This window comes from Mesorhizobium sp. M1E.F.Ca.ET.045.02.1.1 (genome assembly GCF_003952485.1).
Lineage (GTDB): Bacteria > Pseudomonadota > Alphaproteobacteria > Rhizobiales > Rhizobiaceae > Mesorhizobium.
Window position 1 is genome coordinate 5,728,573 of record NZ_CP034447.1, and the last position, 21,851, is coordinate 5,750,423.

The 21,851-nt window shown below is 63.1% G+C and carries 27 protein-coding genes; 7 read left to right on the forward strand and 20 right to left on the reverse strand.

Annotated features, from left to right (window positions below; all coding sequences use genetic code 11):
- The first annotated feature begins 61 nt into the window (after positions 1–61).
- Complete coding sequence (locus EJ070_RS27730) at positions 62–715, forward strand: helix-turn-helix domain-containing protein (RefSeq protein WP_126094208.1); 654 nt, start codon at positions 62–64, stop codon at positions 713–715.
- 90 nt (positions 716–805) lie between these two features.
- Here the strand turns inward: EJ070_RS27730 and EJ070_RS27735 are convergent, their stop codons facing one another.
- The gene (locus tag EJ070_RS27735) at positions 806–1,621 is read right to left on the reverse strand and encodes a pyrroline-5-carboxylate reductase (RefSeq protein WP_126094209.1); all 816 of its coding nucleotides are present in this window, start codon (positions 1,619–1,621) and stop codon (positions 806–808) included.
- A gap of 689 nt (positions 1,622–2,310) precedes the next feature.
- Here EJ070_RS27735 and EJ070_RS27740 point away from each other — a divergent pair.
- Entirely contained in the window at positions 2,311–2,496 is a 186-nt protein-coding gene (locus tag EJ070_RS27740; RefSeq protein WP_126094210.1) for a hypothetical protein, read from the forward strand.
- The gene (locus tag EJ070_RS27745; RefSeq protein ID WP_126094211.1) at positions 2,493–2,843 is read left to right on the forward strand and encodes a hypothetical protein; all 351 of its coding nucleotides are present in this window, start codon (positions 2,493–2,495) and stop codon (positions 2,841–2,843) included. The genes EJ070_RS27740 and EJ070_RS27745 overlap by 4 nt, the downstream gene beginning before the upstream one ends.
- A gap of 50 nt (positions 2,844–2,893) precedes the next feature.
- Here EJ070_RS27745 and EJ070_RS27750 read toward each other — a convergent pair whose 3' ends face one another.
- The 3 genes from EJ070_RS27750 to EJ070_RS27760 form a co-directional block, all read right to left on the reverse strand.
- Complete coding sequence (locus EJ070_RS27750; protein ID WP_126094212.1) at positions 2,894–3,316, reverse strand: hypothetical protein; 423 nt, start codon at positions 3,314–3,316, stop codon at positions 2,894–2,896.
- 122 nt (positions 3,317–3,438) lie between these two features.
- Positions 3,439–3,897: a YbaK/EbsC family protein gene (locus EJ070_RS27755; protein WP_126094213.1), complete on the reverse strand. Its 459-nt coding sequence runs from the start codon at positions 3,895–3,897 to the stop codon at positions 3,439–3,441.
- A 168-nt stretch (positions 3,898–4,065) separates the two neighbouring features.
- Positions 4,066–4,332 carry a helix-turn-helix transcriptional regulator gene (locus EJ070_RS27760; protein WP_126094214.1) on the reverse strand — a complete coding sequence of 89 codons (267 nt, stop codon included), beginning with the start codon at positions 4,330–4,332 and terminating at the stop codon, positions 4,066–4,068.
- 301 nt (positions 4,333–4,633) lie between these two features.
- On the opposite strand from EJ070_RS27760, the gene EJ070_RS27765 reads away from it, so the two are divergent.
- The 3 genes from EJ070_RS27765 (at position 4,634) to EJ070_RS27775 (ending at position 6,366) form a co-directional block, all read left to right on the forward strand.
- Positions 4,634–5,233 (forward strand): hypothetical protein, encoded by a 600-nt coding sequence (locus EJ070_RS27765; RefSeq protein ID WP_126094215.1) that lies wholly within the window; start codon positions 4,634–4,636, stop codon positions 5,231–5,233.
- 239 nt (positions 5,234–5,472) lie between these two features.
- Positions 5,473–5,667, forward strand: coding sequence for a hypothetical protein (locus EJ070_RS27770; protein WP_126094216.1), 195 nt, complete (start codon positions 5,473–5,475; stop codon positions 5,665–5,667).
- A 438-nt stretch (positions 5,668–6,105) separates the two neighbouring features.
- Positions 6,106–6,366: a hypothetical protein gene (locus tag EJ070_RS27775; RefSeq protein WP_126094217.1), complete on the forward strand. Its 261-nt coding sequence runs from the start codon at positions 6,106–6,108 to the stop codon at positions 6,364–6,366.
- A 174-nt stretch (positions 6,367–6,540) separates the two neighbouring features.
- Here EJ070_RS27775 and EJ070_RS27780 read toward each other — a convergent pair whose 3' ends face one another.
- From EJ070_RS27780 to EJ070_RS27810, 7 genes are all read right to left on the reverse strand, one after another.
- Entirely contained in the window at positions 6,541–6,837 is a 297-nt protein-coding gene (locus tag EJ070_RS27780) for a DUF883 family protein (RefSeq protein ID WP_126094218.1), read from the reverse strand.
- Positions 6,838–6,945: 108 nt separating this feature from the next.
- Entirely contained in the window at positions 6,946–7,485 is a 540-nt protein-coding gene (locus tag EJ070_RS27785; protein WP_067000781.1) for a MerR family transcriptional regulator, read from the reverse strand.
- A gap of 130 nt (positions 7,486–7,615) precedes the next feature.
- Positions 7,616–7,939: an integration host factor subunit alpha gene (locus EJ070_RS27790; protein ID WP_010915609.1), complete on the reverse strand. Its 324-nt coding sequence runs from the start codon at positions 7,937–7,939 to the stop codon at positions 7,616–7,618.
- A gap of 104 nt (positions 7,940–8,043) precedes the next feature.
- Complete coding sequence (locus tag EJ070_RS27795; protein ID WP_126094219.1) at positions 8,044–9,015, reverse strand: beta-ketoacyl-ACP synthase III; 972 nt, start codon at positions 9,013–9,015, stop codon at positions 8,044–8,046.
- Positions 9,016–9,024: 9 nt separating this feature from the next.
- A complete protein-coding gene (gene plsX, locus EJ070_RS27800) occupies positions 9,025–10,095 on the reverse strand; it encodes a phosphate acyltransferase PlsX (protein WP_126094220.1) in 1,071 nt (356 codons plus the stop codon).
- Between the two features lie 130 nt (positions 10,096–10,225).
- The gene (locus EJ070_RS27805; RefSeq protein WP_126094221.1) at positions 10,226–10,774 is read right to left on the reverse strand and encodes a DUF177 domain-containing protein; all 549 of its coding nucleotides are present in this window, start codon (positions 10,772–10,774) and stop codon (positions 10,226–10,228) included.
- 11 nt (positions 10,775–10,785) lie between these two features.
- Complete coding sequence (locus tag EJ070_RS27810) at positions 10,786–11,328, reverse strand: ubiquinol-cytochrome C chaperone family protein (RefSeq protein WP_126094222.1); 543 nt, start codon at positions 11,326–11,328, stop codon at positions 10,786–10,788.
- Positions 11,329–11,445: 117 nt separating this feature from the next.
- Between EJ070_RS27810 and EJ070_RS27815 the strand changes: the two genes are divergently transcribed.
- Positions 11,446–11,970 (forward strand): outer membrane protein assembly factor BamE, encoded by a 525-nt coding sequence (locus EJ070_RS27815; protein ID WP_126094223.1) that lies wholly within the window; start codon positions 11,446–11,448, stop codon positions 11,968–11,970.
- Positions 11,971–12,100: 130 nt separating this feature from the next.
- On the opposite strand, the gene EJ070_RS27820 is transcribed toward EJ070_RS27815, so the two are convergent.
- From EJ070_RS27820 to ribH, 9 genes are all read right to left on the reverse strand, one after another.
- Complete coding sequence (locus EJ070_RS27820; RefSeq protein WP_126094224.1) at positions 12,101–14,242, reverse strand: sodium-translocating pyrophosphatase; 2,142 nt, start codon at positions 14,240–14,242, stop codon at positions 12,101–12,103.
- A gap of 295 nt (positions 14,243–14,537) precedes the next feature.
- Positions 14,538–15,287: an ABC transporter permease gene (locus tag EJ070_RS27830; RefSeq protein ID WP_126094226.1), complete on the reverse strand. Its 750-nt coding sequence runs from the start codon at positions 15,285–15,287 to the stop codon at positions 14,538–14,540.
- Complete coding sequence (locus tag EJ070_RS27835) at positions 15,284–16,219, reverse strand: ABC transporter ATP-binding protein (RefSeq protein WP_126094227.1); 936 nt, start codon at positions 16,217–16,219, stop codon at positions 15,284–15,286. The genes EJ070_RS27830 and EJ070_RS27835 overlap by 4 nt, the downstream gene beginning before the upstream one ends.
- On the reverse strand, positions 16,216–17,379 hold the full coding sequence (locus tag EJ070_RS27840; RefSeq protein WP_126094228.1) for an ABC transporter permease: 1,164 nt from the start codon (positions 17,377–17,379) through the stop codon (positions 16,216–16,218). Before EJ070_RS27840 ends, EJ070_RS27835 begins: the two co-directional genes overlap by 4 nt.
- Before the next feature lie 330 nt (positions 17,380–17,709).
- The gene (locus tag EJ070_RS27845; RefSeq protein ID WP_126094229.1) at positions 17,710–18,621 is read right to left on the reverse strand and encodes an ABC transporter substrate-binding protein; all 912 of its coding nucleotides are present in this window, start codon (positions 18,619–18,621) and stop codon (positions 17,710–17,712) included.
- A gap of 425 nt (positions 18,622–19,046) precedes the next feature.
- On the reverse strand, positions 19,047–19,373 hold the full coding sequence (locus EJ070_RS27850; RefSeq protein ID WP_189350099.1) for a GYD domain-containing protein: 327 nt from the start codon (positions 19,371–19,373) through the stop codon (positions 19,047–19,049).
- A 147-nt stretch (positions 19,374–19,520) separates the two neighbouring features.
- Positions 19,521–20,747 carry an MFS transporter gene (locus EJ070_RS27855; RefSeq protein ID WP_126094230.1) on the reverse strand — a complete coding sequence of 409 codons (1,227 nt, stop codon included), beginning with the start codon at positions 20,745–20,747 and terminating at the stop codon, positions 19,521–19,523.
- On the reverse strand, positions 20,744–21,238 hold the full coding sequence (gene nusB / locus EJ070_RS27860) for a transcription antitermination factor NusB (RefSeq protein WP_126094231.1): 495 nt from the start codon (positions 21,236–21,238) through the stop codon (positions 20,744–20,746). Before nusB ends, EJ070_RS27855 begins: the two co-directional genes overlap by 4 nt.
- A complete protein-coding gene (gene ribH / locus EJ070_RS27865; protein WP_126094232.1) occupies positions 21,235–21,729 on the reverse strand; it encodes a 6,7-dimethyl-8-ribityllumazine synthase in 495 nt (164 codons plus the stop codon). Before ribH ends, nusB begins: the two co-directional genes overlap by 4 nt.
- Positions 21,730–21,851 lie beyond the last annotated feature (122 nt).

Here is a 21,851-nt window from a genome sequence, read left to right on the forward strand (position 1 = left end):
TCAGTCATGCCGGGACGGCCTTACGGACTGATCTGCCCTATCGCGTGCGCCTGCGAGATCCCTGGAACCGCGCTGGACGATCCAAATCCTGACTGAGCTCTGGAACGGCTCGACCCGTTTCAACGACATTCGCAAGGGACTGGGCAACATCTCGTCCGCCCTCTTGTCGAGGCGGCTCAAGGAGATGGAAGCGTTGGGCCTGGTCGAGCGCATCGAGGACAAGGCGAAGGGTACGGTCGACTATTTCCGCACCAAGAAGGCGATCAACCTCGAGCCGGCGATGAACGCGCTGGCGGAATGGGCGCAATGCAACATCGAGGCGGAGATCGCGCTCAGCGGTGCGGATGCTTCGACCATCATGTGGGGCGTGCGACGAAAGATCGACCTCGCCGAATTGCCGCGGCGGCGCGCCGTCATCCGCTTCCATTTCCGCGACGATCCCCCACCGAAGTATCCCCATTACTGGCTTGTGGTCGAGTCAGGCGCGGAATTGCCCGAGTTATGCTCGCTCGACCCCGGCCGGGATGTCGACCTTTACGTCGAGACAGGAGTTGTTTCGCTTGGGGTCATCATCGAGGGCCGTTCCAACGTGGAACGCGAGATAGAAAGAGGCGGCCTTTTCCTGAGCGGCGACGCCGGTCTTGCCCGCAGCATGGACCGTTGGCTGCGAACCTCGGTCTATGCGGCGTTCGAGGGAATTGTCCCGCTTTCTTGAAAACCACGGTGAGACTGTCGCCTCACGCCTGAAGGGTCGTTCGTAGCCGTGCTGCGCCCAGCAAAGACATGTCGGCGGACGGCGAAGGGCTTATCCGGAGGACACCGGGCCCTGACCGCGATGACGAGTTCGCTCCAGGCTAGGAGCAAGCCTCGAGAACGCGGCTTCCAGCCCGCCCGTAACTGCCGCTCCACCTCCATAACTTATGAAGAGATCAAATACCTGCTCATTCAGACTTCCCTTCGTCGAGTAAGCTGTGCGCAGTTCCTCGAAAGATCTTTCGGGCGAAGCGCGCGCCGTTTCCGATAAGCCCGCAAACAGATGTGCGAGGAAATCGCGAGCGTGCTCGTTGAGCATACCCTTCGCCATCATCCAGCGCGCGATAACATCAAGAAATCCAAAGTAAGTTCCCATGAGGCAACACGCCGCGCCGAACAACTCGAACTCCGCAGCGTCGCGCGCCTCAACGACCGAGCCGAGCGAGGAGAACAGTTCGGTGACGACGGAATCGCCTGGAAATATCGCGGTCACACCATGCAAGTCGGCAACAAGAGGAACCGGGATTGCACGGCAGAGTCCTGGTATGCCATGGGTCCATTCCGAGAGCTCTTCCAATTGGAGGCCCGCCACAAAGCTCACAACCCGTTGACCTGGGTGAAATTCTAGCCTTGCAACGATGTCATTCGCGACTTGCGGCCGAACCGCGAGAAACACGATGTCGGAGGAATCAACAACCCTTTGGTTATCACGAGCAACTCGGACGAGTTGATGAAGCGCTGCCAAGCGAGCAGCCACCTCGGCGTTGCGCGGCGACACCGCAATGCCCTCAAGGTCGTTCCCTGCCTTAACCAAGCCTCTGACGACGCTCTCTGTGATTGCACCCGTTCCGACGAATCCCAATTTCATTTTGATCTCCTGAGCGAGGTGGCCAGACCTCGAAGAATGGTCCAGCACAAACACGTGTTAGCTCTTGGTCATCTTGGTCGGTTGACCACGACACCGCCTCATCTCGCTTCGTGGTGTGCCGACCGTGTCCTAACGACTTGCCGCGATTGAACTTGTGCCCGGCGGTGCGAAAAAGCACGTCCACCTGAATCTCTGATAGGCTTCGAACTTCATGTGGGGGGCGATCGTTCGGTAAAACGTCATCAGACGCTCGCAAATATGATACCGATCATCCGGCGCGGGCTGGACGCGATCTCTAGGAATAAACCACTCAGCTTCTTGCGGCTCATTCAGGTAGGTGGGACGCGGCATCCTCACAAAATAACCGTCTTTGGTCATCCTGACGTTGCTGGAATCGATTGGGTGGCAATCCTTATTGCCGCAGCAGTCATAACGAAGAACGGGATCAGTCTTCCCGGTGTACCAATCGTGAGCGTTCGCCTCGCCGGCTAAGACAAGCCACGTCAATGCAGTAGTGATTTGGAACTGCACCATGAATTAGCCCTCGCATTTGCCTATCATATTAGTATGTGCTAATCTAGAACGAAATCGTATCGTCCAGCAGAGAAGTCCAAGGCCACTTGGCGTGTCCGCGCGAAGGGTGCCGTGGCTGGTGACGACTTCGGTCACCGCAAGGGGGAGGCCCTTCGATGCAAGTGGTCAGCACGCGACGACGCGCAGGGCTGGCGGGCTTGATGGCCACGGCTGCGGCGCTGGAGAGTGGTTCTGCGTTAGCGCACAGCGCCGATCGGGCCTGGACCTATCTATCAAACGCCCTCGGCCATCGCTGCATCTATCAGTCGGACTTTCTCAACCTGATCCGGGATAAATCATGATCTGGCCATTTGGCGGGGGCGGCGGCGCCCTCGGGTTGGACGCTATCATCGCCGCAGCGTGTGCCTTCGGAGTGCCGACGGCATCGGCACATAGCTGGTACGAAAAACAGTGCTGCGAGGACGAGCATTGCGAGCCGATGGCGGATGGCGCCGTTCGCGAAACAAGCAAGGGCTTCAAGGTGCCGTCCGGTGAGTTGCTGCCTTATGGGGACAGCAGGGTTCGTCAGTCACACGACATGCGTTACCATTGGTGCCATGACCAAAAAGCAACGGTAACCCGGCATCGTGAAATACCATTTGGTCCTGACACTACGATCTGCCTGTACGTGCCGCCTAAGTCATCCTGACATTCAGTACAGCTAGCCCTATCGCAAAAACCCGCTGCGATGAACTTGCATCAATCGGCCCGCGCCACTCCAACGGCTATTCCTTCGCCAATGGCAAGGCCCCCGATACCAAGCGCATCGTCACCGTCCCGACGATCTGTTGGGAAAATTGCCCGGTGATCTTGGACTGCCACAAAAAGCGTCAGGCCCGTGTAGCCTGACATCTCGAAGACGCCGCCCACATTTTCGATCGCTCCATTGCTCAGCATATACGACGCCATCATGCGCGAGAGGCCGTTGCGGCCGAGGCCGACAATCTCGTTGATGTGGATGAGACCGTTTGAGGAGTCGACGAGCGGCCCCTCTCTTGCCCTTAGCTGCCCGTCGCGGCATTGCGCCCGGAACTTTCCGGCAAGGGGTGGAGTTGTCGGGAGAAGTCGTAGTCGGCGATGTTCCGAGTCGACACGACAGCCCCCGCCAGGACGTCCTTTCATGCCGAGCTGACCAATCTACTCACTCACTGGACACTTGGAATCCGGATAAGGTTCGAATCCGGCCACTCCGACCATTTTAAGCCTCGAGACTTGGCCCCCCAAAATCCTTCTTCACCAATCGCCTACTGGCACACATCGACCCAATCGGCGCCGACCAGCTCGGCCATCCTTTGCGGTGCGATGCGCACGGCGGCGTTGGTGGCGCCGGCGGCGGGGACGACCTCGTCGAAGGCTCTGAGCGTCACGTCGCAATAGACCGGCAGCGGCTCCGGCAGGCCGAAGGGGCAGACGCCGCCCGGCGGGTGGCTGGTCGCCTCCAGAACCTGTTCGCCGTCGAGCATGCGCGGCTTGCCGCCAAGGGTGTCCTTGCACTTGCGGTTGTCGAGCCTGGCGGTGCCGCTGGTCACGACCAGCATGGTCTGATCACCGACGCGCAGGCAGATGGTCTTGGCGATTTGCGCCGGCATCACGCCATGCGCCTCCGCCGCCAACACCACCGTCGCCGAGCTTGCTTCGGTGACCAGGACCTCGATGTCGGGCGCATGTTCGGCAAAGAAGGCGCGGACCGATTCCAAGCTCATGAGCGAACCTCGTCAGACTGATGGAGGCGCTGCCGAATCGCAGCGCCGACAGTGATTGCCACACGGTGTCCCGGCTGTTGGCAAGGGCCAGGGACTGTGCGTCGACGGCGCAAAAAAGCCCGCCAGGCGGGACCGTGGCGGGCTTTTCATGTGGACGCTTGGGCGCCCTTATTGTTGTGTAGGCCGGCTCTCCGGGGCCGGCACCGTGATCAATTCCTCCTCCGGCATCTGCAGCGCGGAAGCGATACGCCTGAGCTTGGCGGGATCGGCGTCCTTGCCGTCCTCGATGTCGACGATCTCGCCCACGGCAAGGCCGCAGGTCAAGGAGAGCTCCTCGATCGTATATCCCCTCGTTTCGCGCGCGGCTTTCAGCGGATTGAGGCCGGACGCGGCAATGATGTTGTTCGAAACAGCGTTTCGTGCGGTGTTGGGCATGGCAACTCCTTGGGATGAAACAAAACTGATGAAATGTGGCGTTGCCTGAGACGGCCGGGAGAATGGCCGTTAACAGGTGATTTGCCAAGAGGGACCGTTGCGGCCGTCACGCCATCGTGAAGCGGGTGTTCCCGGTCGGAGGCCGCTGGCCTCCAACATGTAAGGTGGCGCGGCGCGCAATCAAGTTCTTTTGAAGCGCCGAAAGTCGATCTCGCCGGCATTTTGCCTGCTCCAATTCGTTAGGGTTCTATCACTGATCGACGGCGGGCGGCGTCAAAACCCTTTTGAAGGATCGGATGCCATGAAACTGAAGCTATTCGCGATCGTGCTCGGCACGATTTCAGGCCTTGCGAGCGCGGCGCAGGCCGACACGGTACGCGTGCGCGGCACGGTGGTCGACCTCGCCGGAACAGCGCTGACGGTGAAAGCCCGCGACGGCAAGACCGATACGGTCACCCTTTCCCCCGATTGGATGATCTCCGGCGTCGCCAAGGCATCGGCCTCCGACATCAAGCAGGGCGATTTCCTTGGCATCGCATCGGTATCCAAGGCCGATGGCGGCAGCGGCGCGCTGGAGGTCGTGATCTTCCCCGCCGCGCTGAAGGGCACCGGTGAAGGCGACCGCGATTGGGATTTGCAACCCAACAGCCGGATGACCAACGGCACGGTCGCCGACGTGGCCGAGATAAACGGCCGGACCGTGACGCTCACCTACAGCAATGGCCAAAAGAAGCAGATCGCGATTCCGCAATCGACGCCGATCGTGACCTTCGCGACCGCCAGGCCGGCGGACCTCAAGCCGGGTGTCGCGGTATTCGTCTCCGCCGAACGCGGCGGCGACGGAAAGCTTGTTTCGCGCCGGGTCGTGGTCGGGAATCACGGCATCGCCCCGCCGATGTGATGCGAAGAAGCTGGCGTGTCGGCCAGCGTGTTCCAAAAGATCATGATGCCGCGGGGTGCTCTGCGCGTCCGAAAGGGTGCGCAGAGCACCGGGTTTAGCCGGAAACAATCCAGAAACAAAAATCTATAGTCCGGAAAAATTGTCGAAAAAAACCAGGAGGATAGTCCCGATCGCGAGGCTTGGGTCACCGATTTGGTCCGGTGAATTCCGGAACGCCCGCGTAAAAAGGAAACGAAGTCATGAAGAAGTCCCTCCTCTCCGCGCTCGGGCTGGCCCTGGCCCTGGCGTTCACGATGCCGATCCTTGGCGCGACTAGCGCCGATGCCGCTCCGGTGAAGAAGCATCACCATCATCATCGTCATCACTACAAGCATCACCGCACGCACCACCATCATCGTCACCACCACAAGAAGGTGGTTGCGAAGAAGGCCTGACCCTCCCCTCCTGCCGATGGGAAGGCCGGCCTTCGCTCGTTGACCGGGTGCGGTCTTCCCATCGTATTTGCGCTTTGCGGGGCATGCTTGCTTTGAGCAGCTACAGCCCCTGATGGAACGCGCCGCCGAGATCGACCCTCTTATTTGCAGTCCCGGGCCTCTTGCCCGCCCCGGTATGTGCCGCAATTCCGACTGGGCGCCAGGCGCAGCCGGATGGAGCCCTACGCCGGGGGTGCCGCTGGCCAGACCATGTCTCAGGCCGCAAGCGAAATCGACGCCTGACACCTTCCAAAGCGATGCCCACATATGCCCGGCGATAAAATCGCATGGGACATGAACCTTCCCCATCAAGCGGTCATGGACGCCACGAAGGCGCTCCTCAACCCAACCGGGACGCCAGGAACGCGATCCCGACAACCAATGGAAGGAAATGCTCAAATGACCGACTTCAAGCGTATCTCGCTCGCCGCCGCCCTCGTCGTCTCGGCTTTCGGCTCGACCTCGGCGCCGGCCTTCGCCGGCACGCATCCCACCGGCGACGGCGGCGCGGTCTGCAAGGGCTCGGGCTCCTGTCTGGTCCTGCAGATCGACTGCAAAGGCACCTACACCGACGCCACCGACAAGAACGGCACCGTTTACGGCAAGTGCAGCCAGGTCATGAAGGTCGACCCGAAGACCCGGCTCAAGCTCGCGAACTGATCGAGGCCAGAGCCTATTCCATCCCGATGAAATCGGGATGGGGCTCTATCTCTCGGTTTGAGCATGATCTTTTCCGGAAACCGGATTCCACTTTTCGGGATCATGCTCCGTGGCACGGAAATGGCGGCCGTCGCGAACGGCCGCCATTTCTGTTGTTGGCAACCCCGGAGAAAGTCAACGCCGGCTGATGAGGAGGCCGGCCAGCAGCCCGACCAGGACCAGCCCTACCGCTGCCGCTGTGGCCGGATGGTTGCGCGCGGTGCGCTCCAGCGCCCTGCCCCTGCGCCTGATTGCCGGCAATGCCTCATGGAGACGATCGGCAAGCTGCGAATAATAGTCGGACGTCGCCTCGCGGCCGTCCTCGTAATAGGCGTCGCCGCGTTTGGCCAAGGCTTTCCTGAGATCGTCGAGTTGATGCGAGAGCGCCGCAAACTGCTTGTCCAGATCATGATCTGTCGCGAACAACGCCATACCTCTGTCCTTCTCTTCCCAGAGAAGGCCTAAACGCATGGGCGCAACGGCAGTTCCGGCTTTCAGAGACGCTGACAGCTCAAGTCCGCAAGGACCGGCAACGGAAGCTCAACGCACCTGGTCGAGTAGGCGCTTGCACTCCAGGAGGTCGAAGAGCGCCTCCTGCAGCAAAGCCCGGTTGTCGCGCGACAGTTTCGAGGAGTCCGGCTGTACCGGACCTTCGTCGTCGCCCTTGCCGAGGCCGAAGAAGCGGCGGCTGGGCTTCACCTTGGGCTGGCCGACAAGCGCATCCTCGTCGCCGCGCGGCTGGGCGGCCGCAGTCAGCGGCACCTGCTCGGCCTGCCGGCGTTGCGCGATCGCCTCGACGGCGGCCATGTCGCCATTGCCGATGGCGACCAGGAAATGGTTGCCGTTCTCGCGCAAAAGCTTCTGCACGCCTTTGATCGTGTAGCCCTGATCGTAGAGCATATGCCTTATGCCCTTGATCAGCTCGACATCCTGCGGCCGGTAATAACGGCGGCCGCCACCACGCTTCATCGGCTTGATCTGGTTGAAACGCGTTTCCCAGAAACGCAGCACATGCTGCGGCAGGTCGAGATCTTCCGCGACTTCGCTGATGGTGCGGAACGCATCGGGGCTTTTGTCCATGGGCGAATCCTCACGCTGGACGGCGATTCGGGACCTATGCCGAATCGGGCCTTATTTCAGCGATTTATGAAACGATATTCAAGCCCGACGTCAAAGCGGTCGACGGTTTTCAACCATATTTGCCGGCGCGCTATTTGCCGCCCTTGGCCTTGCTGTTCTGGTGCGAGCGCAGGATGCGGTTCTTCAGCACGTTCGACGATTTGAAGGTCATCACCCGGCGGGGCAGAATCGGCACTTCTTCGCCGGTCTTCGGATTGCGGCCGATACGCTCATTCTTGGAGCGAACATGGAACGTTGCAAAAGACGACAGCTTCACCGTCTCGCCGCGAACGATGGCTTCGCAAATTTCATCCAGAACGGCCTCGACGAGCTCGGCCGATTCAGTTCGCGACAAACCAACCTTGCGATAAACGGCTTCGGCAAGGTCGGCACGCGTAAGTGTCTTTCCCCCCATGCAACCGTCCCATCAGCTCAAAAAAACGTAAATCGATACAGCCAGCGGCAGAGCCTAAGTAATTGATCCGTCAAGGTCAAGGACCGAACCCACGCGTTCGGCACTTACCAGCGGAGCAATACCGCGCCCCAGGTGAAACCTCCGCCCATCGCCTCGAGGAGGACAAGGTCGCCCTTCTTGATGCGGCCGTCGGCGACGGCGACCGACAAGGCGAGCGGCACGGAGGCAGCCGAGGTGTTACCGTGCAAATCGACGGTGACCACCACTTTTTGTTCGGCTATCCCGAGCTTCTTGGCGGAAGCGTCAATGATCCGTTTATTGGCCTGATGCGGCACGAACCAGTCGAGGTCTTGCGCCGTGATGCCGGCCTCGGCGAAGGTCGCCTCGATGACATCGGTGATCATGCCGACCGCGTGCTTGAATACCTCGCGGCCTTCCATCCTGAGATGGCCGACCATGCCCGTGGTCGATGGGCCGCCATCGACGAAGAGTTTGTCCTTATGGACGCCATCCGAGCGCAGGCTCGCAGCCAGCACGCCGCGATCGGCGATGCTGCCCTCCCCCTCCGCTGCCTCGAGCACCACCGCTCCGGCGCCGTCGCCGAAGAGCACGCAGGTCGAGCGGTCGTTCCAGTCGAGGATGCGCGAAAAGGTTTCCGAGCCGATGACCAGCACGCGTTTCGCGAGGCCGCCGCGGATATAGAGGTCGGCGGTGGCAACAGCATAGACGAAACCGGAGCACACGGCCTGCATGTCGAAGGCAAAGCCGTGATGCATGCCGAGCCGGTTCTGGATCTCGACGGCGGTCGCGGGGAAAGTGTTGTTGGGCGTCGATGTCGCCAGCACGATCAGGTCGATATCGGCCGGCGTCAAACCGGCGCTGTCGAGCGCGGCGCGCGCAGCCGCCTCGCCCAGCGAAGCCGTCGTCTCGTCATCGGCCGCGACATGGCGCTGGCGGATGCCGGTGCGCTGGACGATCCACTCATCGGAGGTCTCGACCATGCCTTCGAAGTCGGCATTCTTCATGATGCGGCGGGGCAGCGCGGCACCGTTGCCGCGCACGACTGATCTGATCAAGGTTCGTTCCTATTCCTCGGCGTCGACGGCGACACCGGATTTCCTGTTTGCCTGGGCATTCGGATTGCGCGCATGGAACAGATCGAGATCGGCCTCGATCCGGTCAAGCAGATTGTTGCGCACCATATCGTAGCCGAGCTCGATCGCCGCCGCGAAGCCGTCCGAATCGGCGCCGCCGTGGCTCTTCACGACGATACCGTTCAAGCCCAGGAAGACGCCGCCATTGGAGCGGCCGACATCCATCTTCTCGCGCAGCCGGTCGAAGGCGCCCTTGGCGAAGACATAACCGATCCTGGCCATCAGCGTGCGGCCCATGGCGGCGCGGAGGTAGCCCGCGATCTGCCTTGCCGTGCCCTCCGCGGTCTTGAGCGCGATGTTGCCGGCAAAGCCCTCGGTGACGACCACGTCGGCCGTGCCCTTGCCGATATCGTCGCCCTCGACGAAGCCACGATAGTTCATCGAGGCCATGTTGGCCTCACGCAGCATGCGTCCCGCCTCCTTGACCTCCTCCTGGCCCTTGATCTCCTCGACGCCGACATTGAGCAGGCCGACGCTCGGCCGCTCGATGCCGAACACCGAACGCGCCATGCCGGTGCCCAGGATGGCGAAATCGACGAGCTGATGCGCGTCCGCGCCAATGGTGGCGCCGACATCGAGCACCACGCTCTCGCCGCGCGTCGTCGGCCAAAGCGCAGCGATCGCCGGGCGGTCGATGGTGGCCATGGTGCGCAGGCAGAATTTCGACATCGCCATCAGCGCGCCGGTATTGCCGGCCGAGATGCAGGCCTGCGCGGCGCCATTCTTCACCGCCTCGACCGCCTTCCACATCGATGATTTCCAGCGGCCATGGCGCAGCGCCTGGCTCGGCTTGTCGTCCATCCTCACCGCGATCTCGCAATGGACGAACTCGCTGACCTCGGCCAGTTTTGGAAACTTGGCCAGTTCGGGACGAACGGCGTCCTCGCGGCCATAGATGACGAAGCGGATGTCAGGGCGGCGGATGGCGACCGTCATCAGCGCAGGGATGACAATGCCTGGTCCGTGATCGCCGCCCATGGCATCGATGGAAATCCTGATCACTCGGTGTTTTTCTCACGGTTTGCCTGGCTAGCGGCGGACGCCTGCCGAGGTAAGGGGGCTCGCGAAGGTTCGGCGAAAATAGCGGTTTTGGGCTGCCGCACAACCAACTTTTCCAAAATCCGGGCCGCCTTCAGGATTTTCCGAGCAGCGAACGCAGCTTTTTCTGGAATTCGCTTTCTTCCGAAGGATCGTCGCCCGCGGTGTCCAGCGAGGCTCCGGGCTTGCGCGGATAAGGGTCGATCGCCAGGCCGAAAAACTGCTCGGCAAGCGCGCCGACATCAATGGTGTCGCCGGAAAAAGTTTCGGGACTGTCAGGCCCGTCCGCGTCGAGGACGATTTCGCCGCCGCCCTCGAACCCCTCGCGCCCGAGCTTCGACTGCTCAGGCAGGAACAGCGCCTCGACGGGCTCGTCGATATGGGCTGCGACCGGATCGAGGGTGACGATGCAGGCCTGGGTGATGTCGGCCTCGACGCGACCGCTGACCTTGACGCCGTTGCGTTTCCAGGACGCCACCAGGAGCTCGGCGCGGTAGCGCTCGACCGAGAGCAGATCGTATTTCGCGGCAAGCGCCGCGCGCTGCCGCTCGTCGGCTTCGATCAAAACCGGCAAGCCCTTCTGCGGCAGACGGGCGACGTTGGCGACGAAAGATACGGGGCTTTCCGGTTTGGCGTGTTTCATTCTCGCCTCCTTCACGCGGCTCCGGCGACCGGGAACGCCACGGTGCCGGCCACGATCGATTCGGTCGGCTGCATGGCAAGCTGCCGGGACGCTTCGGAAACATAGCTCGCCAGCAGCGGCGCCTCCGGCCACTCGCCGACATCGGGCCTGACATTACGGGCGAGCGCCGCGGCAAGGGCCACCCGGTCGTCGTCCCGCAAGGCGTGGTCATAAGCCGCGGTGCGGCCGTAAAACATCCTTGCCAACTTCTTCATGCGCTTCGGCACGCCGACATCGCTGATGCCGAGTTCCCTGAGCGAATGCTCGACATCCAGGAAGAACTCGTCGATCAACACCTGAGCGATCTCGGCGGCAGCACCGCCTTCCCCGCGCAGCCTGTGCTGGAACAGGAACATGTGCAGGGACAGCATTTCGAAACGGCCGAGCGGCGTATCGGGCACATTCCAGTCGGAATAAAACACGGTTTGCCGCGCCGCCGCCACGATTTGTGCGTAGAGCGCCTCGGTGATGGCGCGGTTGGCGTGACGTTCGCGGCCAAAAAGGCGCTGGAACATTGAGGGTGGTCTCCCGGGGACCTTTTGTTTGATTTGGCCTTGTTGCATCGGCATGCAAGCTGGTTTACCGGTTTTGCGGCCCAGCGCAAGTTGCGGGGATGTGATGGAGAATTGTTGTTGGGTGCGCTGAAATTCAAGTCGTTTCTTACGCCTGTGCCGGCGGGCGTAGCCTCCCTGCTGGTGGCGGTATCCGCGCTTTCGGGCTGCAATTCATCCAAGATGATCGGCGACCTCAGCCCGAGCGAGACGCTGACGCAGGGCTACGTCATCGACCAGGCGGCAATCGACTCGGTGCCGGTCGGCTCGAGCCGCGAGCAGGTGCTTCTGGCGCTGGGCACGCCGTCGACGACGGCAACCTTCGACAACGAGGCCTTCTATTACATATCGCAGACACGCAAGCGCTACGTCGCCTTCGACAAGCCGCATCTGGTGGACCAGAAAGTGCTGGCGGTCTATTTCGGCGCCGACGGCCGCGTCACCCAGATCGCCAATTACGGCATGAAGGACGGCAAGATCTTCGACTTCATCTCGAGGACGACGCCGACCGGCGGCAAGGACCAGAACTTCCTGAGCCAGATCATCAACGGTGCCAGCAAACTGGCCCCCGGCATCCCGGGCGGCGGAGGCGGCGGCACGCCCTGAGTTCGGCTATCCGGCTGACAGCTCAAGACCCGTCGGATCGCTCCGGCGGGTCTTTTTGCTTTCGGTCCCCACGTACAAAAAACCCGCGGGATCGCTCCCGCGGGTTTTGTCCTGAAAGAGAGCGTCCGGCTCAGCCGTGCGCGAGCACAGCAAGGAGCAGCAGCGCCACGATGTTGGTGATCTTGATCGCCGGGTTGACGGCCGGGCCGGCGGTGTCCTTGTAGGGGTCGCCGACGGTGTCGCCCGTGACCGAGGCCTTGTGCGCCTCGGAGCCCTTGAGATGCTTGACACCGCCCTTGTCGGTGAAGCCGTCCTCGAACGATTTCTTGGCGTTGTCCCAGGCGCCGCCACCGGAAGTCATCGAGATGGCGACGAAGAGACCGTTGACGATGACGCCGAGCAGCGAGGCACCGAGCGCGGCGAAGGCCGAGGCCTTCGAGCCCGAGATCAGGAACACACCGAAATAGACGACGAGCGGCGCCAGGACCGGCAGCAGCGACGGGATGATCATCTCGCGGATCGCCGCCCTGGTGAGAAGGTCGACGGCGCGCGCATAGTTCGGCTTCGAGGTGCCGGCCATGATGCCCTTGTCCTCGCGGAACTGCTTGCGCACTTCCTCGACGATCGAGCCCGCGGCGCGGCCGACGGCGGTCATGGCGATGCCGCCGAACAGATACGGGATCAGGCCGCCGAAGATCAGGCCGGCGACGACGTAAGGGTTGGAGAGGTCGAAGGAAACCTCACCCATGCCCTGGAAGTAGGGATACTTGTCGCCGTTGGCCGCGAAGAACTTCAGGTCGTTCGAATAGGCGGCGAACAGCACTAGTGCGCCAAGGCCGGCGGAGCCGATGGCATAGCCCTTGGTCACCGCCTTGGTGGTGTTGCCGACCGCGTCGAGCGCGTCGGTGGAATGGCGCACTTCCTTGGGCAGGCCGGACATCTCGGCGATGCCGCCGGCATTGTCGGTAACCGGGCCGAAGGCATCGAGCGCCACGATCATGCCGGCGAGGCCGAGCATGGTGGTGACGGCGATCGCCGTGCCGAAGAGGCCGCCGAGCTGATAGGTGGCGATGATGCCGCCGACGATGACGATTGCCGGGAGCGCCGTCGATTCCAGCGAGACCGCGAGGCCCTGGATGACGTTGGTGCCGTGGCCGGTCACAGACGCCTGGGCGATCGAATTCACCGGGCGCTTGTTGGTGCCGGTGTAGTATTCGGTGATCACCACGATGAGCCCAGTCACCAGCAGACCGATCAGGCCGCAGATGAACAGGTTCTTGCCCGTGATGGCGAGGCCGCCGACATTGCCGATCTCGCCCCAGCCCAGCACGGCCGAGGTGGCAAGCGCCAAGCCGACGATCGACAGCAGTCCGGTGACGATCAGGCCCTTATAGAGCGCGCCCATGATCGAGCCGTTGGAACCGAGCTTGACGAAGAAGGTGCCGACGATCGAGGTTAGGATGCAGGCGCCGCAGATCGCCAGCGGATAGAGCATCGCGGCGCCTAGAACGGCGGTGCCGCCGAAGAAGATGGAGGCGAGCACCATCGTGGCGACCACCGTCACCGCATAGGTCTCGAACAGGTCGGCGGCCATGCCGGCGCAGTCGCCGACATTGTCGCCGACATTGTCGGCGATGGTGGCCGGATTGCGCGGATCGTCTTCCGGAATGCCGGCCTCGACCTTGCCGACCAGATCGCCGCCGACGTCGGCGCCCTTGGTGAAGATGCCGCCGCCGAGACGGGCGAAGATCGAGATCAGCGAAGCGCCGAAGCCGAGCGAGACCAGCGAGTCGATGACGACGCGGTCATTCGGCTGCAGACCCATCGCACCGGTCAGGATGGCGTAGTAGATGGAGACGCCGAGCAGCGCGAGGCCCGCCACCAGCAGGCCGGTGATGGCGCCTGACTTGAAGGCGATGTCGAGGCCGGCGGCGAGGCTGTTGGAAGCGGCCTGCGCGGTACGCACATTGGCGCGGACCGAGACATGCATGCCGATGAAGCCGGCAGTGCCCGACAGCACGGCGCCGATCAGGAAGCCGATCGCGGAAGTGATGGAGAGCAGCCACCAGGCGAGCAGAAGCACGACGATGCCGACGACGGCGATGGTCGTGTATTGGCGCGCCAGATATGCCTGGGCGCCTTCGCGAATGGCGGCGGAGATTTCCTGCATGCGCTGATTGCCCTGATCGGACGCAAGGACCGAACGTGTCGCCCAGATGGCGTACAGAACTGACAGCAAGCCGCAGGCGATGACGGCGGTAATGATGGTCATTGCCGGATTTTCCTCGATTGTTGGCCCAGAAGAACCCCTCCCTGGGCCGTTGAGACGGGAGACGCATTGCCGCCAAGCGGAATCCGCCACCTTCGCTGGCGTGTATGCGAAACAGGGTTTGGAACGTCAAGATATTGTTCGGTTTTTGCCCTGCTTTCACCCGAAAGACGAAGACGGCGACTCACCAGCGGGCGCCATCGTGCTCTTAGATCGATTGAAATGACGGCGCGTAGATCATCCGGTGGGCATCTGTTGACAATGGCGGAGATCGGCGAGGATCAAATCTGAAAATCGGCTACTCTGCTTCCCGCCCCATGCGACGCGCGGCGTAGCGCTCGATCGCCGACAGGCCGTCATAGATCAGCACCGCGAGCGCCGCGACGATCAGGCCGCCCTGCAGCACGAAGGCAAGGTTGTTCGAGATCAGGCCGGCGATGATCACCTCGCCCAGCGTCTTGGCCGCCACGGTCGAGCCGATGGTGGCAGTGGCGAGACTGATGACCACGGAAAGCCGGATGCCGCCGAGGATCACGGGGGCGCTCAGCGGCAATTCGACCTTCATCAGCCTTTGCCAGCCGGTCATGCCTGCGCCGCGCGCCGCTTCCATGACATTGCCTGGCAGCGTGGTGAGCGCGGTCAGCGCGTTCTCGAAGATCGGCAGCAGCCCGTAGAGGAAGAGCGCGATCAGCGTCGGTTTCTCGCCAAATCCCACCGCCGGCACGGCCAGCGCCAGTACCGCGACCGGCGGAAAAGTCTGGCCGATATTCACCAGGCTGCGCGACAGCGGCAGGAACTCGGCGCCGGCCGGGCGGGTGACCAGGATGGCGAGCGCGACGGCGACGATCGTCGCGGCAACCGTGGCGACGAGCACCGTCCTCAGATGCAGCAATGTCAGCGTCAGCAGGCTGCCCTGGTTGTAGATCGCCGGCGCGCCGTTCTCGGTCAGGGGCTTCAGCAGCGGCTCGAACGAGACCGGGCTGGCGATGAAAGCCACCAGCAGCACCAGAAGCGCCAGCCTCAATAGCGCAGGCAGCCAAGCCTTCATGCCGGCCTCGCCCGCTTCACCAGCCCTTCCACGGTGATGCGGCCGATGAGCTTGCCGTTGCCATCCTTCACCGGCAGCGCCGGACGACCAGTCCATAGAAGCTCGGCCAATGCATCGCGCTGGCTGGCCTCACCGGGGATCGCCTCGCCTTCGGCACCACCGGGCTCCACGGCATCGCGCGCGCGGCCGAGCGACAGGAGCCGGAACGGCCGCTCGCTGGAACCGACCAGGGTCTCGACGAAGCCATTTGCCGGCCTCGCCAGGATCTCCGCCGGCTTGGCGTATTGCAGCACCTTGCCGGCATCCATGACGGCGATCCTGTCGCCCATATGGATCGCCTCCTCCATGTCGTGGGTGACGAGGATGACGGTGGTGCCGAAGCGCTTCTGGATCGCCAGCAGATCCTCCTGCGCCTTGGTGCGGATGATCGGATCGAGCGCGCCGAAGGGCTCGTCCATCAGAAGCACATTGGGTTCCGCGGCGAGCGCGCGGGCGACGCCGACGCGCTGCTGCTGGCCCCCGGAGAGTTCATGCGGATAGCGCGGACCATAGGCTTGAGGATCGAGCAGGTAGAGCGTCATCAATTCCTCGACGCGAGCCTTGATGCGATCGTTGTCCCAGCCGAGCAGCAGCGGCACGGTGGCGATGTTCTGCGCCACCGTGCGATGCGGGAACAACCCATGGCCCTGGATGGCGTAGCCGATGCTGCGGCGCAGCTCGTATCCGGGCAGCGAGCGATTGTCGGCGCCGTCGATCTTGATGATGCCCGAAGTCGGCTCGACCAGCCGGTTGATCATCCTGAGCAGCGTCGTCTTGCCGGAGCCGGAGGTGCCGACGATGACGCAAACAGTGCGCGGCTCGATGACCATCGAGACGTCGTCGACAACGGGCGTTCCGTTATAGCGCTTGGTGATGCTTTCGATCTCGATCATGCGGGTTCCGCCCTGCGCTTGGTGGAGGTCATTTCGATGACCGCATCGAGGATGATGGCCGCGGCGAAGGCCAGCGCCACGGTAGGCAGCGCGCCGAGAAGCACGAGGTCCATCGCCGTCTGGCCGACGCCCTGGAAGACGAAGACGCCGAAGCCGCCGCCGCCGATCAGCGCCGCGATGGTGGCGAGCCCGATATTCTGCACCAGCACGATGCGGATGCCGGTAAGGATCACGGGAAAGGCAAGCGGGAACTCGACATCGAACAGGCGCTGGCGGTCGGTCATGCCCATGCCGCGCGCTGCATCGTTGGCGGCGCGTGGCACGCCAGCCAGGCCGACCACGGTGTTCGCCACCACCGGCAACAGCGAATAGAGAAACAGCGCGACGAAGGCCGGCGCGGTGCCGATGCCCCTGATGCCGATAGCCGCCGCGCCCGGCACATGCGCGGCGACCCAGCCGAGCGGTGCGATCAGCAGGCCGAACAGCGCGATCGACGGAATGGTCTGGATGATGTTGAGGACATTCAGCACCCCTGCCCGCAGCGGCTCGACGCGGTGGCAGAGGATGCCCAGCGGAATTCCGGCGACCACCGCAACTGCCAGCGAGCCGAGCGCCAGCGTGATGTGCTTGGAGCCTTCCGCCCAGAAACTGTCCGCGCGACTGGCATATTCCTTGAGGATGGAAAGGCTGTCCCAGCTTCCCGAGGCAAGCAGCGCGCCGATGGCGAGCGCGGCGACGGCAAGAACGCCGACACGCGCCAAGGGCGAGAGGTCAAGCCTGGTCAGAACATCGGCCAGAAGCAACGTGAAGGCAAAGATCAGCAGCCAGAATCCCGAGGCCGGCGCGACGCGGGCAAAAGTGTTGCCGGCGGGCGTCAGGAAGGTGCCGGCAATGCCGATCAGGATGGCGAGAGCGACAAGCGCAAAGACGCTGGCGGCCAGCCTGAGGATGAGCGGTGTTCGCAGAAGCGCGACGATGCCGCCGGCAATCAATATCGCCAGCAGCAGGGCGCCTAGCGCCGCAGGCAGCGCCTCGAGGATCGGGCGCGCCTGTCCGGGCACGATGCGGTTGGCGCGGAAGGTGGCGAAGGGTGCCGCAAAGGCGGCATAGGCATCGATGGCGGCAATAACCACGCCGAGCTTGTCGAAGCGGAGGGTCATCGAGACCTCTCCGGAGCAGCGACAGAGAGCCTCGCGGACGTGGTAAATCCCGCAACCTTGGAGATTGGCGAAACCCTGCGCGACATCCGATCTCCCCCCTTGCGGGCGAGATGGCCGGCAGGCCAGAGGGGGGTGGGAAGGATCGCTACCTTCCGGGCAAGGGCTTGCGAGAAGCGAAGATTGTTGGATGGCGAAGCTACAATCGGCTGAGAAGTCGGCGGGACAGTACCCCCCTCTGTCCTACCGGACATCTCCCCCGCAAGGGGGGAGATTGGCAGCTCCGCCGACCGCACCTCTCCAACTCGCACGCGTGTCGCGATCCCCGCCTGATTACTTCAAGAACCCGTTCTTCTTCAAAAAGTCTTCCGCCACCCCCTTCGCGGGTTCACCACCCAGCTGGACACGGCCGTTGAGCTGCTGCAGCGTGGCAAGGTCGAGCTTGGCGAAGACCGGCTTCAGCAGCGTCTCGATCTCCGGATGCTCCTTGAGCACCTGCTCACGGATGATCGGCGCGGGCTGGTAGACGGGCTGCACGGCCTTGTCATCCTCGAGCACGACAAGGCCGGAGGGCTGGATGCCGCCATCGGTGCCGTAGACCATGGCGGCGTTTGCGCCGTTGGTCTGATTGGCGGCGGCGGCGATGGTCGCCGCCGTGTCGCCGCCGGAAAGCGTGATCAACTGGTCCGGCTTAAGCTTGAAGCCGTAAGTGGTCTGGAAGGCCGGCAGGGCCGCAGCCGAATTGACGAACTCGGCCGAGGCGGCCAGCACCACCTTGCCGCCGCCGGAGACGTATTTGCCGAAGTCCGACAGCGTAGCCAGCTTGTTCTCGTCGACCACTTCCTTGCGCAGCGCGATCGCCCAGGTGTTGTTGGCGGGCGACGGCGACAGCCAGACGATCTTGTTGGCGTCATAGTCGAGCTTCTTGGCGGTTTCGTAGGCCTTGGCGGCGTCCTTCCACACCGGGTCGTCCGCCTTCTGGAAGAAGAAGGCGGCATTGCCGGTATACTCGGGATAGATGTCGATCTCGCCGGCGGTGATCGCTTTGCGCACAACCGGCGTCGCGCCTAGTTGAATGCGGTCCGTGGTCTTGATGTTGTTGGCGTTCAGAACCAGCTCGATGATGTTGCCGAGCACGCCGCCTTCGGTGTCGATCTTCGAGGAGACCACCACCTGAGCGTGCGCCGAGGCTGTGGCGATGCCGAATGCGATCGCCGCTGCGGCGAGCTTTCCGATTGAAAACATTGTGAAAATCCCTTGCTGTGAGCCGATAGACTGGTGGCCGCATATGAGCATGGCTTTAACGCGCCGTCGGGGTACACGGTTTCATAACTAAGGAGATGCACGCAATAATTTTGTTCCCGGCGCGAACGGGTGCGCCACGCCGGGTCCCGACAGCGTCGTGTCAGCTTCGACGTCGCGGCCTTTCAGAGGCGCATAGGACGCTGGGCGCCTCGATTTGGTGCATGATCCCTTCCGGCGGAAGCCCGGCACAGACGTGCCGCGCCTTGATTATTGCTTTTGTGCGTTTCGTATTCTGGAGCGGTTCAGCGTTTGGTAGAATCGCTGAACCGCTCTAACCATTTGTTTTTACGCAATTCCGGACGGAAAACCGTTACACACTTTTCCTGGAATTGCTCTAGCCGCTGCGCGCTTTTGGGCGACACACCTTATGTTGCCGGCGGTCGATAACGGATCGACTTCGCCTTGCCGAGAGCTTCAATCGTCTCCTCGACGCTGAGGAGAACGGTGGTCTCGAACGAACTCAGCGCGCCGCCGGCACCGATGGCGAGAGCGACGGCGGCCATCGACACATTGTCCGGCGCCTCCCAGAGATTCCAGCCATCGTGTTCGCCGAAAGCGTACCAGAACCCGTGCAGCTTTCCGCCCGCAGACTCAATGTACGAACGAGCCGCGTTGCGCCGGTCCTCGGGATTTTCGATCATCCGCGCCCACGTCTCGGGTGTATAGCTGAAGCGCGTGAGATACATTGCCATGGTTCGCTCCTCCGTCAGAGTCACTCCCCTCAGGCAAATTTACCGCTCAAACCGGAAAGGCGCGAATCATTTCCGTATCCTGGAACCGGCAGGTGTGCGGAGGATGGGTTCCACAGCATCGGCCGCGGCCGATCCCGACTTCCAGCGTCATATGCCGGGTCGGCGCAATCCCGTGATCCTCAAGGCGCCGAGCGCCAGGAAGCAGAGCGCAACAACCGGGAACACGACCCAGTTCAGCATGGTCCAGCCCCAGGCATTGTAGACCGCGCCCGACATCAGCGAAGCGAAGGCGACGGAGCCGAACAGGACGAAGTCGTGAAAACCCTGCACCTTGCCTTTTTCGGATGGGTGGTAGCTCGCTGCGACCATGGCGGTCGCGCCGATGAAGCCGAAATTCCAGCCGAGGCCGAGCAGGATCAGCGCCGTCCAGAAATGCCAGAGCTCCAGGCCGGAAAGCGCCACCGCTGCGCAGCCGATGAGCAGAACCAGGCCGATGGCGACGATGCGTTCGGCGCCGAAGCGGTGGATCAGCGAACCGGTGAAGAAGCTCGGCCCGAACATCGCCATGACGTGCCAGGAAATGCCGAGCGTGGCATCGTCGGTCGAGAGCCCGCAGCCGACCATGGCGAGCGGCGCGCCGGTCATGACGAAGCTCATCAGCGCATAGGCGCAGACGGCGCAGAATAGTGCCGCGACGAAGCGCGGCTGGGTGGCGATCTCGACCAGCGGGCGGGCGTCGCTTGCGGCGGTTTCCGCGGAGCCGCTTTTACCTGTGGAAATGTGCAGGAAGGAAAGGACGACGGCGCCGACCGCTGCAAGGATCAGGATCGAGGCGAAGGATCCGGCAAACATCACCGGCGCCAGAAGCTCACGGGTGTAGATGACGATCTGCGGCCCGAGGATGGCGGTGACGATGCCGCCGGCCAGAACGAAGGAAATGGCGCGCGCCTTGAATTGCGGCGGCGCGTTATCGGCGGCGGCGAAGCGGAATTGCTGGACGAAGGCGCCGCCGACACCGATCACGCCGAGGCCGAAGGCGAACAGCCAGAAGCTCGCCTGAAAGAGCGCCAGCGTCGCGATCAGGCCGCCGAGCGCGGTGATGAGGGTGCCGGTCATGAAGCCGCCGCGATGGCCTAGCCGGCGGATGATCGCGGCTGCCGGCAGCGCGCCGAGCGCCACCCCGAGGTTGAAGCCGGTGACCGGCGCCGTCGCCAGCGATTTGTCGGGGCCGAGCAGATATTGGCCGGCAAGCGCCCCGAGCGAAATGGCAATGGGTGCCGCGGAGCCGACGATCGCCTGCGCCGCGGCGAGCAGCAGCGCCGTGCGGCGCGCTTCGCGGCCGGCTCCGGCGACCACGGCCGTGGCGGCCGTCATGATGCGTCCTTGCCGCGTCCCTCGCCTCGCACCCGGCGCGAAACGCGATCGAGCACGGCATTGACCAGCTTCGGCTCATCCTCCTCGTAGAAGGCCTTGGCGATATCGACATATTCCGAGACGATGACGGCCACCGGCACGTCGTCCCGCTTCATCAGCTCATAGACGCCGGCGCGCAGGATGGCGCGCAGCGTCGAATCCAGCCGCGACAGCGGCCAGTCGTCGGTGAGCGCCTGGCGGATGACGGGATCGATGGTCTTCTGGTTGTCGACGACGCCGGTCAGGATGGCGCGGAACCATTGCGCGTCGGCCTCGCGATAGAGCGCGCCGTCGACTTCCTTGCCCAGCCGGAAGGCCTCGTATTCGGCGGTGATCTCGAAGACACCGCTGCCTGCCACATCCATCTGATAGAGCGCCTGGACAGCGGCAAGACGAGCGGCACCGCGCTTGTTGGCGTGGCGCACCGCACCGGTCTGGGCAGGCTCGGTCACGATTGGGCTCCGAATTTCTCTTTCAGCGCGATCATGGTCAGCGCCGCGCGCGCGGCGAAACCGCCCTTGTCGCCTTCAGTGCGGCGGGCACGCGTCCACGCCTGCGCGTCGTTCTCGGTGGTCAGGATGCCGTTGCCGATCGCGACCGCTTCCTGCACCGAAAGGTCCATCAGCGCACGGCTCGATTCGTTAGCGACGATGTCGAAATGATAGGTGTCGCCACGGACGATGGTGCCGAGCGCGACGAAGCCGTCATAGTGCGTGCCGCCTTCGGCGGCGCCATCCAGCGCGAAGGTAATGACGGCCGGTATTTCCAGCGAGCCGGGAACGGTGACGACGTCATAGGTAGCGCCGGCTTCGTCCAGCGCGCCGGTCGCGCCGTCGAGCAGCGCGTCGGCGAGGTCGTCGTGGAAGCGCGCCTCGACGATGAGCAGATGCGCCTTCGCCTTCGGACGAATGAACGCTTTGCCGTGTTGGGATATGCCAGCCATAAAAGTCTCCGGGGGATTGCCGGTGACTTAGGCCGAAGCCGGATTGATCGCAAGCACAAGATTGCTGCAATTGGCCGTCAGACGCCAGTAGCCTCGCGATAGCGACGCACCGTATCGCGCAG